11 protein-coding genes and 2 pseudogenes are annotated in these 11,818 nt (G+C 39.1%); 12 read left to right on the top strand and 1 reads right to left on the bottom strand.

Features of this window, described 5'->3' with window-relative positions:
* On the bottom strand, nt 1–210 hold a 210-nt coding region (locus A3GA_RS12510), incomplete at its 3' end, for a transposase (RefSeq protein WP_420835242.1).
* A gap of 12 nt (nt 211–222) precedes the next feature.
* Here A3GA_RS12510 and A3GA_RS0110640 point away from each other — a divergent pair.
* The 12 genes and pseudogenes from A3GA_RS0110640 to A3GA_RS0110580 all read left to right on the top strand — a co-directional run.
* Nucleotides 223–1,275 carry a hypothetical protein gene (locus A3GA_RS0110640; protein WP_147285940.1) on the top strand — a complete coding sequence of 351 codons (1,053 nt, stop codon included), beginning with the start codon at nt 223–225 and terminating at the stop codon, nt 1,273–1,275.
* Nucleotides 1,276–1,343: 68 nt separating this feature from the next.
* Nucleotides 1,344–2,446: pseudogene (locus A3GA_RS12105) on the top strand (IS3 family transposase).
* A gap of 118 nt (nt 2,447–2,564) precedes the next feature.
* Nucleotides 2,565–3,866, top strand: a complete 1,302-nt coding sequence (locus tag A3GA_RS0110625) for an O-antigen ligase family protein (protein ID WP_244264063.1) — start codon at nt 2,565–2,567, stop codon at nt 3,864–3,866.
* A 335-nt stretch (nt 3,867–4,201) separates the two neighbouring features.
* Nucleotides 4,202–5,476 carry a lipopolysaccharide biosynthesis protein gene (locus tag A3GA_RS0110620; protein ID WP_018027385.1) on the top strand — a complete coding sequence of 425 codons (1,275 nt, stop codon included), beginning with the start codon at nt 4,202–4,204 and terminating at the stop codon, nt 5,474–5,476.
* 33 nt (nt 5,477–5,509) lie between these two features.
* Nucleotides 5,510–6,508: a UDP-N-acetylglucosamine 4,6-dehydratase (inverting) gene (gene pseB / locus A3GA_RS0110615; RefSeq protein WP_018027384.1), complete on the top strand. Its 999-nt coding sequence runs from the start codon at nt 5,510–5,512 to the stop codon at nt 6,506–6,508.
* On the top strand, nt 6,509–7,669 hold the full coding sequence (gene pseC / locus A3GA_RS0110610) for a UDP-4-amino-4,6-dideoxy-N-acetyl-beta-L-altrosamine transaminase (RefSeq protein ID WP_018027383.1): 1,161 nt from the start codon (nt 6,509–6,511) through the stop codon (nt 7,667–7,669).
* Nucleotides 7,662–8,363, top strand: coding sequence for a pseudaminic acid cytidylyltransferase (gene pseF, locus A3GA_RS0110605; RefSeq protein ID WP_026156962.1), 702 nt, complete (start codon nt 7,662–7,664; stop codon nt 8,361–8,363). The genes pseC and pseF overlap by 8 nt, the downstream gene beginning before the upstream one ends.
* A gap of 7 nt (nt 8,364–8,370) precedes the next feature.
* On the top strand, nt 8,371–9,489 hold the full coding sequence (pseG, locus tag A3GA_RS0110600) for a UDP-2,4-diacetamido-2,4,6-trideoxy-beta-L-altropyranose hydrolase (protein ID WP_018027381.1): 1,119 nt from the start codon (nt 8,371–8,373) through the stop codon (nt 9,487–9,489).
* Nucleotides 9,480–10,016, top strand: a complete 537-nt coding sequence (gene pseH / locus A3GA_RS0110595; RefSeq protein WP_018027380.1) for a UDP-4-amino-4,6-dideoxy-N-acetyl-beta-L-altrosamine N-acetyltransferase — start codon at nt 9,480–9,482, stop codon at nt 10,014–10,016. The genes pseG and pseH overlap by 10 nt, the downstream gene beginning before the upstream one ends.
* A 15-nt stretch (nt 10,017–10,031) precedes the next feature.
* Nucleotides 10,032–11,084 carry a pseudaminic acid synthase gene (gene pseI, locus A3GA_RS0110590; protein ID WP_018027379.1) on the top strand — a complete coding sequence of 351 codons (1,053 nt, stop codon included), beginning with the start codon at nt 10,032–10,034 and terminating at the stop codon, nt 11,082–11,084.
* A gap of 86 nt (nt 11,085–11,170) precedes the next feature.
* A pseudogene (locus A3GA_RS12100) lies at nt 11,171–11,272 on the top strand (transposase); the annotation flags it as partial.
* Nucleotides 11,273–11,341: 69 nt separating this feature from the next.
* A partial coding sequence (locus A3GA_RS0110580; protein ID WP_018027377.1) for a transposase occupies nt 11,342–11,818 on the top strand: 477 nt, incomplete at its 3' end.

The raw sequence follows: 11,818 nt of genomic DNA, 5'->3' as shown, positions 1-11,818 counted from the left end.
CTTGCTGTAACCGTTGCGGCTATTGCCGTCCGTTTTAGCGCCTCTGGCGTGTTTACTGTAGCCAAGGTGCTCCTGTAGCTCAGCGGCTAAGGCTGTCTCATACAGTTGCTTGCGCAGCTTGTCTGCGAGTGCTTCAATGCTATCGCCATCGCTCGGCTTTAGGTNTAATTGCTTGATTAACGATTGAATGATGTCGTCGTCTTTAGTCATGTAACTTTCCATGTGAAATACTCCTATGAAGAATATCGGATTAAAGGAAGTTACACAAAATTATTTACAGGCTCACTCAAAATATTTTACAAACAAAAATTAATGAAAGCGACCAAACAGGAAAACGAAAATCAATCCTCACAGAATAACCTAATGACTACAGATCTTTCTGCTTTAGATTCTGTCAAAATATTCATTAATATTGTTGCCCCTATTATTTTATTTCTAAGCGGTACAACAATTTGGCAAAGCCTAAATGAACTCGGTCTATCGCATCTTTTTCTGGCGACAATAAAATCAGACGCAACCTTTTTGCTAATAAGCGTATTTTTACTCGTAACTTCATATGTACTAGCAAGTTATATACTATTAGTAATACTGAGCTTAATTTTACTCTATCATAAAGGTAAATCCCTATATCATATCCCCATTATATTAACTCTTGTAAGTTTTATACTAATACTTATAGTTACTTGGCTTTTTTTTAAATGGCATGGCGTTAAATTAACTTTAATAACGAGTTATATCATTATGGTTATCTATTTTTATATTGCTCGAACATCGAAGCAACTCGAGATACCAAATAAAACTTTTTCCACTAAAAACTTCTTAATCGCCCTGGTAGCATTAACACTTGTTTTTACACTTCCGTTAACATTTTCACAATCAATTGGCAAACAATTTATTATACGTATGGCCTCTTTTAGTCAGCTACCCAGTAATGCCTCTTGGTATGTTTTAGATGAAGATTACATTAGAAGATTCAAACTTAAGCAACAATTAAAAATCAATAATATTACAACAAATCAATTACTAAACTTAAAAGAACGATTTGCAAGAACAACTCAAGACAGTAAATCTTACCTATCCTCTACCGATTTGCCATATCAGCAACATCCAAATACTCTGTATGGATATTTCTTATGGAATGTTGGTGAAACTCGCGTATTCTGTCCAGACTATTTCAATTTGAAGGAATTAAAAAAACCTTATTATAAAGCTATTGTCTCAAACTGCTTAATTATTAAAGAGCGATTTATAGAGCCTTCAGTAGGGATTCAATAAAGCGCATGGGGTAATCTCCCCTCAGAACCGTAGTGATTTAAGGTAGAATTTTCTATAAAGGAAATTCGATGCGTAAATCAAGATATACCGATAGTCAAATTTTAGTGATTCTTAAGCAGGCAGAGGCCGGTACGCCGCTGCCTGCGTTTTGTCGTGAGCACGGCATGAGCAGTGCCACCTTCTATAAATGGCGTGCCAAATATGGTGGCATGGACACCTCGATGATTGCCCGTCTTAAGGAGCTTGAGGCGGAGAATAAACGCCTCAAGAAGATGTATGCCGAAGAACGCCTGAAGGCAGAAATCATCAAGGAGGCGATGGAAAAAAAGTGGTAGCGCCATCTCGGCGTAAAGAGATGGCGCAAAAGGCTGTCCAGTATCGTGGTGTCAGCATCCGCTTAGCTTGNCAAGCCTTCGGCATCAGTCAAAGTTGCTACTATTACCAAGCCAAAGGGCGTGAGGAGAATGAGCTCATCGCCGATTGGCTGTTAAAACTAGCTGCTGAGCAGAAGACGTGGGGCTTTGGTCTTTGCTTTCTCTATCTTCGCAACGTTAAGGGTTTCAAATGGAATCACAAGCGAGTCCATCGCATCTATCGGGAGTTGCAACTCAACCTGCGCATCAAGCCGCGCCGTCGCATAAAACGAGATCGTCCGGACACTTTAGGAACAGCCACAGGCATTAACCAAGTCTGGTCGATTGACTTTATGCACGATACACTCTCTAACGGGCGCACCATTCGTTTGCTGACCTTGGTGGATGATTTTAACCGTGAAGGCTTAACTATCGAGGTGGACTACTCTCTACCCTCTGAGCGCGTTACACGCGCTCTGGAGCAGGTAATGGAGTGGCGAGGACAGTCTGCTTGCATACGCATGGATAACGGGCCTGAACTCATTAGCAATCACATGGTGTGTTGGGCGAAGGAGAAGCAAATAACGCTTTTAGATATCCAGCCCGGTAAGCCACAACAAAATGCGTAGGTGGAGAGGTATAATCGAACCGTTCGTTATGATTGGCTGGGGCAACATCTCTACGACGATTTGGAAGAGGTGCAGCAGGAAGCCACGCGTTGGCTCTGGACTTACAATAATGAACGCCCGCATATGGGCATTGGTGGCATTACCCCACAACAAAAGTTAGAACGATTTTTTAATACTGTTTCTACCTAAAATTGCTACTAAAAATGGGGGTCATACAAAGGGAAATCATTTTAATACTTACATGTTGTCTAATCTATGATGGATTGGCATATAATCTTGCCACAGTAAAACAAGTTATTACCTTTTTATGTCTCAAATTTATTCAAATAAAGTCTCCTGTACAGTAGGAAAACCATTGCTTCGCCGCTATACCGAAGTGAGTGTTTTTCTGCTTGGCTTTCTGGCGCTGATTGTACCTAGTGGCTATTCAATCGGTGCGGTCTTGCTTGTGTTGGGTGGTTTGTACGTATGGTCTAAGGATTTTAAAAATAAAGACTTAGTGGAATTGGACCGTCGAGACAAATGGCTGCTGGCGATATTACTTTTCTTCTCCCTAGAAGGGGTGTTTAACTGGCTTTGGCATGGCTTAGTCAGTGGAGTCTTTGATGATAGTGACTTAGACAAGGTGATACGCTTTGCGCTTGCGATACCAATATTTTTTCTGATTTATCGAGCAAGACCGTCATTACATTACTTATGGACGGGGATAGCGGTAGGGGCGATTGGTGCCTGTATTTTTGCGATATACCAAAAGTTTGGCTTGGGTTTAGCAAGGCCACATGGCTATACCCATCCCATACAGTTTGGTAATTTATCGATGGTCTTAGGTGTGTTCTGTCTAGCCGGTCTTGGCTGGGCATCCACTCTGAAAAAATACAAAGCCTTCTTTATCTGTTTGCTTGCGGTTGGGGCTTTTTGTGGTCTTAATGGTTCTTTTCTCTCGGGTAGTCGTGGGGGATGGATTGGCCTTCCGTTTGTACTCTTTTTTCTGTATCGTGTCTATCGTAGTTTTTTTTCAACCAAGGTCAAAGTTATTGGCTTGATAATCACTTGTTTTCTAGCAATTACCGTATTTAATTTGCCACAACTGGGTATAAAAGATCGAGTGAATAAGGCTTTTAATGAGATTAAAACATATGAAGCTGGCAATGTAAGCTCTTCAATAGGTGCGCGGCTGGAAATGTGGAAGGGCACTGCCATCCTAATTAGTGAAAAACCACTGATGGGTTGGTCCAAAGAGGGATATATTCAGGCCAAAAAAGAGCTTGGTGCGCAGAGGGTAATTCAGGGGATTGCCGCTACACAATTTTCACATGCACATAATGAGCTCCTAGATCGTCAGGTAAAACATGGTTTGCTTGGTTTATTAGCATTGTTAGCGCTTTATGCTGCGCCTATAATTGCCTTTAGTGCTTATCTTAGACATAAAGACTTAGCTAAGCGATCACTTGTGGTTGCGGGTGTGTTGCTGCCCTTTGTGTTTATCGACTTTGGATTAACCCAAGCATTTTTTAGGCACAATAGCGGTGTTATGATGTATGCCGCTTTTTTAATGGTGTTTGCTGGGTATTTTAAAATGGTGAGAACATCGGTTTCTACTAAATGGTGAGTATTCTAGTGTTACTTATTTCCTACATCTATAATCATCTATGGGTGATTTGAAGTATTCATCAGTACAGAAGTAAATTATCAGCTTGTGGAGCTTGTTTATAATTTATATTTAAGTTTAAGGTGAGCTTAACAAATCCTAATTTTCTGCTTCGCTAAGAATAGGATAATTATTAGGCTTCATTACTATTTAGAAAAAAAAAATTATGAAGAAGTAAGCATTTATACCTTATTTAGTGTCTCTCAAAACAGTATAAATAGTGCTCGTTTGACAATAAGGAAGATAGTGATAAATCAAAATAAACTCTTATTTAATAGTTATCAGAATAAAACTAGATGAAATTGCTAAATCAAAATACTCTTCTTCGAGTCGTGAACTTATTTCTACGATTAGTTACTTTATTCAGTAAGTTTGCCATTATTGTTTATGTGGCAAGGGTTTTGAGTCCTGCTGAGGTTGGTTTATATGGGTTGTTTGTAGTCTCAGTATCTTATAGCTTATACTTTTTAGGTTTTGATTTTTATACATTTAGTTCGAGAGATATACTCGGACGTGATAAAGCTATTTGGGGGCGCTTGTTCAAAAGTCAGTTGCTCTTTTTTGGATTAACATATCTAATTGTTTTACCTCTAAGTACTTTGCTTTTTATATATGGATTCTTACCGTTTGATCTTATTGTTTGGTTCTTAGTTTTAATGGTTTTAGAACATATGAATCAAGAGCTTAGTAGGTTGTTAATTGTTTTGTCGGAACAGTTATACGCAAGTTTGGCAATGTTTTTTCGCTCTGGATTGTGGTGTTTAATAGCAATAGTATGTATGTGGTTTGAGCCTGAGCTAAGGAATCTAAATACATTATTTTTTTTATGGGCTATTGGAAGTGTGACTGGAGTCGTAGTGGGCTTGTGGCGCTGCAGCAGGCTAAAGGTGTCTGGTTGGAAAGAGGCGGTTGACTGGCACTGGATTAGAAAAGGGCTTGTAGTAGCAGGTCCTCTCCTTGTAAGTACTTTAGCACTTAGAGGTCTATTCACAGTCGATAGATATTGGTTTGAGACTTTATCTTCATTAGAGGTTCTAGGGGCTTATACTTTATTTATAGGTTTAGGAAGCGCATTAATTTCGTTTTTAGAAGCGGGTGTTTTTATGTTTTCTTATCCAAAATTAATTCGTTTATATAAACAGCAAGATAAGCAAGGGTATAGTCAAGAAATGAAGCGAATGCTCATATTAACTCTGGGTTTTTGTTTGGTTTTTGCTTTGGGTAGTGCTCTTGTCTTGCCATTGTTGCTACAGTGGTTAGGTAATGAAATATATATACAATATCAAAGTCTATTTTGGTGTTTATTACTTGCTATGAGTTTATATGCGGTTGGAATGATTCCACATTACGGTTTATATACAAAAGATTTTGATAAGCCTCTTATTTACTCTCACTTGTTAGGCTTTGTGTTTTTCTTGCTGAGCACCTATTTAATTTCCAAAGTTGACCGATTTTGGGCTGTTCCTGTGTCTTTAAATTTAACTTTTTTTGTGATTTTTTTAATTAAATTAGGGGCTTATTGGCGACATAGTGTTGCACATAGTCAGAATAAGAAAATAACGGTAAAATGATAAGCTAGGCACTTAAATTAGGATTTAAATAGTATGTTAAATGGAAAAACAATTCTGGTAACTGGTGGTACAGGCTCGTTTGGTAATACTTTTGTACCGATGACTCTTGAGAAGTATAACCCCAAAAAAATTATAATTTTTTCTCGCGATGAAATGAAGCAGTGGGAGATGGCAAAAAAATATCAAAAAGATCCGAGAGTTCGTTTTTTTATTGGTGATGTACGTGATAAGGAACGTCTATATCGGGCTTTAGATGGCGTTGACTATGTTGTCCACGCTGCAGCAACTAAGATAGTACCAACAGCGGAATATAATCCATTCGAATGCGTTAAGACAAACGTAAGTGGTGCTATGAATTTAATCGATGCCTGTATTGATAAGGGAGTAAAGCGTGTAGTTGCCCTTTCAACTGATAAGGCGAGTAGTCCAATAAATCTATATGGTGCAACCAAATTGGTCTCTGACAAATTATTTGTTGCCGGAAATGCTTATTCAGGTGAGCATGGGACTTTATTTGCGGTGGTTCGATACGGTAACGTCATGGGTTCACGCGGTTCGGTAATCCCATTTTTTATGTCAATCAAGGACAAAGGTGTATTGCCGATTACTGATAATCGAATGACTCGCTTCATGATTTCTTTAGAGCAGGGTGTAGAGTTGGTGTGGCATGCTTTTGAAGATATGGTAGGTGGTGAAATTTACGTAAAGAAAATCCCATCAATGAAAGTTACAGATATTGCCAAGGCTGTTGCACCAGAAGCGAAACAGGAGGAGATTGGTATTCGTCCGGGTGAAAAATTACATGAACAAATGATTAGTTCGGAAGATGCTTATTATACCTATGAGTATGATGAACACTTTAAAATTTTACCAGTTATTAATGATTGGAGTACATCGCCAGAGCGTATTAAAGATGGTGTTAAAGTTCCCGAAGGGTTTGTATACTCTAGTGATAATAACTCTGAGTGGATGGATCAAGTAGCTTTACAAAAGTGGATTGAGCTAAATCGCTCAAAAATCGGAGCGATATAAATGATTCCTTATGGTAAACAGAGCATTAACCAGGCAGATATTGACGCGGTAGTCAACGTATTGAAATCAGATTTCCTTACTCAAGGACCTCAAGTACCAGCTTTTGAGAAAAAAATAGCAGATTATTGTCATGTAAAATATGCTTATGCGGTTAATAGTGCGACTTCTGCGTTACATATTGCTTGTTTGGTTTTGGGCTTAGGTGAGGGGGACATTTTATGGACTACACCTATTACTTTTGTAGCCTCAGCTAACTGTGGTTTGTATTGCGGTGCAAAAGTGGATTTCGTTGATATAGATCCTAAGACTTATAATTTATCGCTGACAAAGTTAAAAGAAAAACTCGAACTTGCGAAATCCACTGGAAGTTTGCCAAAAGTTTTAGTTGCCGTGCATCTCTGCGGACAGCCTTGCGAGATGCAGGCCATTAGAGTTTTATCGAAACAGTATGGTTTCAAAGTGATTGAAGATGCGTCGCATGCGATAGGGGGACGTTATCAAGACAAACCAATAGGTAATTGTGAATATAGTGACATCACTGTTTTTAGTTTTCATCCAGTGAAAATTATAACGACAGCCGAAGGCGGAGTGCTTACCACTAACGACCGTGAGGTTGCGCAACAGATTGAATTGTTGAGAAGTCATGGTGTAACTCGTGATCCACAATTAATGACTCATGAGCCAGATGGTTCCTGGTACTATCAACAAATAGCTCTTGGCTATAACTATAGGATGACTGAACTGCAGGCAGCATTGGGTGTAAGTCAAATGGATCGTTTGGATGAGTTTGTTTCAGCTCGTCATCGTTTGGCAGCTCGTTATAATGAGTTATTAGCAGATTTGCCATTGATATTACCTTGGCAACATCCAGATAGTTACTCAGGGTTACATTTGTACGTTATTCGTTTGCAATTGGATAAAATAAATAAAACACACAGAGAAGTCTTTGATAGTTTAAGAAATCAAGGGATCGGTGTGAATTTGCACTATATTCCCGTGCATACGCAACCTTATTATCAAGCGATGGGTTTTATAAAAGATGATTTTCCTGAGTCTATAAAATATTACGAAGAAGCAATAAGTTTGCCGATGTTCCAGTCAATGACTGAACAGCAACAAGATGAGGTGGTTGGTGCGTTGAGAGGCCTACTATATGAGTAGGTTAGCTGTTATCCCTGCACGAGGTGGTAGTAAACGGATACCCCGTAAAAACATCAAATCATTTGATGGGAAACCGATGATTGCTTGGTCCATAGAAGCAGCCATATCCAGTGGCTGTTTTGAGCGTATTTGGGTTTCAACAGATGATAATGAGATTGCCGAAGTAGCACAAAGTTATGGGGCGATTGTTCCTTTTCTAAGACCAGAACAACTAGCAGACGATTATGCTACAACGATGGATGTGATGGCTCATGCTGTTAAGCATTTCATCGATACAATAAAGGGCGAAGAATTAGAGGCAGTTTGCTGTATTTACGCTACTGCCCCATTCATTAAAGAAAGTGATATTCAAAAGGGCTATCGTACTTTAACTGATCATTTAGACTTATCTTATGTGTTCAGTGCAACTACCTATGCTTTCCCTATTCAACGAGCGATTAAGTTGAATGATGCTAGTAGAGTTCAAATGTTTGAACCAAGTCAATTTGTTGTTCGTTCACAAGACTTGGAAGAAGCTTATCATGATGCTGGTCAATTCTATTGGGGCAGACCTAAGGCTTGGTTAGAAAAGGCACCAATCTTTTCCGAAAACTCGCAATTAATTGTGCTTCCGCGCCATCGGGTTCAAGATATAGATACTCAGGAAGACTGGGTGCAAGCTGAGTTTCTTTCTAAGGTAATGAAAAGAGTCTGATCTATTTATGAAGTTTATTATTCGTGCTGATGCAGCTATCCATATCGGCAGCGGTCATATTATGCGCTGCTTAACGCTTGCTAAAGCGTTAAGAGATTACTCGCACACGGTAAAATTTATTTGTAGAGAGTTCCAAGGTAATTTGATTTCTTATATTCGTAGCCAAGATTTTGAAGTATTTAACATTCCACACTTAAATAATAGTTTAACTAGTGTTGATGAAGAAAATACCCATTCCTCATGGTTGGAAGTAAGTCAAGAAGAGGATTTTGATTCTTGCAAAACGTTCTTAGAAAAAGAAAAACCTGATTGGATAATTGTTGACCATTATGCTTTATCTGAAGAATGGGAAGTTTTAGCGAGGGATCACACTAAGAATATAGCGGTTATTGATGATTTAGCTGACAGAAATCATGATTGCGATATCTTGCTTGATCAAAATTATGGAAGTCTAGAAAGTAGTTATGCCGAGTTGGTTCCAAACGAATGTAAGTTATTGATTGGAACGCAATACGCACTGCTTAGACCTGAGTTCGCTAAGTACAGGGAGATCAGTGTTGCACGTCGAGAAAAAAATTCATATACGATAAATCAGATTCTAGTTAATCTTGGTGGAATTGATAAAGATAACCACACCCTAAGCGTGTTGAATGCTTTAAACGCTTGTCTTCAGAATGAGTGCGTTAAAGTTGTGATGGGTGCGACAGCACCGCATATTGAAGATATTAAGTTATATGCTCAAGAAGTTGGGTTTAAGTGTGAGGTGCTTGTGGGGATTAACAATATGGCAGAGCTGATGGCAAACTCTGATTTGGCTATCGGTGCCGCTGGTAGTACCACCTGGGAGCGCTGTGCTCTGGGGTTACCAACGATTCTTGTTGTGTTGGCGGAAAATCAGATTGCAGTAGCGAAAGCGCTTGCTGATGATGGGGCTGTGTTTTTAGCAGACGTAAACTCATCATTATCAGAGGATATTAAGTTGTTTTTTTCTAGAGTTTCTAATGATACAAATTTTCTAGCATCTTTATCAAAAAAATCTAGAAAAATATGTTTTGGCGATGGTGTTAATAAAGTTGTGCAAGTTTTGTCTTCTTTATCGAAGCAGGGAGGAATGATATGTCTTTAGTCCCCATTAAAGAACAAGATCTTGAGATGATTTTGGAATGGCGTAATGCCGAGGAAGTTAGAAAGAATATGTACACTTCGCATATTATTACTATGGACGAGCATAAAGCTTGGTTTAATGGACTAAAGAATAATAAAAATGTTCAATGGTTTATTTATCATGAAGACAATGGTCAAGCAGCGGGTGTTGTCGGGTTTACAGATATAAATATGAAAAGCAAAAATGCCTCTTGGGGATTTTATGCTGGATCAAATGCTAAGAAAGGAATAGGCTTTAGGATGGAAATTGAAGCTCTTAATTACGCATTTGATACCTTAAGGCTTCATAAGCTAAATTGTGAAGTTTTAGCCACGAACATGCGTGTAGTTTCTTTACATGAAAAGTTTGGCTTCATTAGAGAAGGTTTATTTAGACAGAACCATTTTAATGGGGAAGGTTTTGTTGATGTAATACGTTTGGGGTTGTTGAGTGAAGAATGGGCTGATAAAAAGGGTGAGATTCAAGAAAAGGCCGCTTCTTTCAAATAAGAATATGGGTGGATTATGAGCTACGAAATCGAAATTGATAAACGCAAAATAGGGACTAATCATCCGCCCTATATCATTGCTGAGATGTCAGCAAATCATAATGGAAGCCTTGAAAATGCATTCAAAATTATTGAAGAAGCTAAAAAGGCTGGAGCAGATGCGGTAAAGTTGCAGACGTATCGCGCAGACACCATTACGTTAGACAGTAAAGATGAAGCCTTTATGATTCGAGGTGGTTTATGGGATGGAAAGTCATTATATGATTTATATCTTGACGCTCAGATGCCTTGGGAATGGCATAAACCTCTTTTCGAACATGCTCAGAAAGTAGGTATTACGATTTTTAGCTCACCATTTGACTTCACTGCAGTTGATTTATTAGAAGAGCTTGATGCGCCTGCTTATAAAATTGCCTCATTTGAGGCGGTAGATATACCCTTAATTAAATATGTTGCCAAAACTGGCAAGCCGATGATTATTTCAACAGGTATGGCAAATGAAGAGGAAATTCAAGAAGCAATTGATGCTGCAAAAGAAGGTGGCTGCCAGGAGTTAGTTGTTCTGAGGTGTGTTAGTGGCTATCCAGCTCCAGCCGAAGACTATAATTTACGAACAATTACTGATATGCAAAAAAGGTTTGGTGTATTGACGGGATTATCTGATCATACACTCGATAATACAACTGCAGTGGTCAGTGTTGCCCTAGGCGCTTGTGTTATTGAAAAGCACTTTACTCTCGATCGAAATGGTGGTGGGCCTGATGATAGTTTTTCGCTTGAACCTGAAGGTCTAGTTAAGTTGTGTGAAAGTACGATGATTGCCTGGAAAGCCTTGGGTTCCGTTAATTATGGCCTGAAATCAAGTGAGCAGGGTAATGTTAAATTTCGTCGTTCACTATACTTTACTAAAGATATGAAAGCTGGTGATGTCATCACTCCAGACAATGTGCGAAGTGTTCGACCTGGGTATGGTTTGGCACCTAAGTATTATGATGAGGTTTTAGGTAAAAGAGTGACTGTTGATATTAGGAAAAATAGTCCACTAGCATTTAATTTAATTGAAATGTAGAGGTTTCCTTTACTAAGAGATTAAATAGGTAATCTCCCCTCAAAGCCGTAGTGATTTAAGGTAGAATTTTCTATAAAGGAAATTCAATGCGTAAATCAAGATATACCGATAGTCAAATTTTAGCGATTCTTAAGCAGGCAGAGGCTGGTACGCCGCTGCCTGCGCTTTGTCGTGAGCACGCCCCCTCTGTCACACTAGTTGTCTGATTTTCTGATTTTTATATTTCATATAATTGAGGGAGCGGTTAGTGTCTTACAATGTCGTCTTATAGTCCAGAATTTAAAGCGCAGATCGTTAAAAAAATGATGCCACCGAATAACCAAAGTGTGGCTCAAATTAGCCGAGAAAGTGGTATTCACGTATCCACTTTATATAGTTGGAAAAAACAGCTACAAGCCAGAGGATTTGTTGTGCCTGCAAAAGAATCACGCCCTGACCAATGGGATACCAAGGCGAAGTTAGCCGCTATTATTCAAACAGCCAGTATGAACGAGGCCGAGCGGTCGAGTTATTGTCGTGAGCATGGCATCTATCCTGAGCAGTTGGACGCTTGGCGGGTTGAGATTGAAGCCTTCGATATGGAGGCAGGACCGGTGACTAAAGCGGTCTTAGCGGCTGAGCGTAAAAAGAGTCGTCAGCTAGAAAAAGAATTAAGACGTAAGGAGAAGGCCTTAGCTGAAACGGCTGCCTTATTGACCTTATCAAAAAAAGCCCGGGCTATCTGGGGCAACGAC

The organism is Oligella urethralis DSM 7531, assembly GCF_000372065.1.
GTDB lineage: Bacteria > Pseudomonadota > Gammaproteobacteria > Burkholderiales > Burkholderiaceae_B > Oligella > Oligella urethralis.
The sequence above is the reverse complement of the archived record's forward strand: the minus strand, read 5'-3'. Positions and strand labels throughout refer to the sequence as shown.

Excerpts from the sequence above, each read along its gene's own strand:
- A3GA_RS0110625 (WP_244264063.1), top strand. The coding sequence starts at position 2,565 with ATGTCTCAAATTTATTCAAATAAAGTCTCCTGTACAGTAGGAAAACCA.
- A3GA_RS0110620 (WP_018027385.1), top strand. The coding sequence starts at position 4,202 with ATGAAATTGCTAAATCAAAATACTCTTCTTCGAGTCGTGAACTTATTT.
- pseB (WP_018027384.1), top strand. The coding sequence starts at position 5,510 with ATGTTAAATGGAAAAACAATTCTGGTAACTGGTGGTACAGGCTCGTTT.
- pseC (WP_018027383.1), top strand. The coding sequence starts at position 6,509 with ATGATTCCTTATGGTAAACAGAGCATTAACCAGGCAGATATTGACGCG.
- pseF (WP_026156962.1), top strand. The coding sequence starts at position 7,662 with ATGAGTAGGTTAGCTGTTATCCCTGCACGAGGTGGTAGTAAACGGATA.
- pseG (WP_018027381.1), top strand. The coding sequence starts at position 8,371 with ATGAAGTTTATTATTCGTGCTGATGCAGCTATCCATATCGGCAGCGGT.
- pseH (WP_018027380.1), top strand. The coding sequence starts at position 9,480 with ATGTCTTTAGTCCCCATTAAAGAACAAGATCTTGAGATGATTTTGGAA.
- pseI (WP_018027379.1), top strand. The coding sequence starts at position 10,032 with ATGAGCTACGAAATCGAAATTGATAAACGCAAAATAGGGACTAATCAT.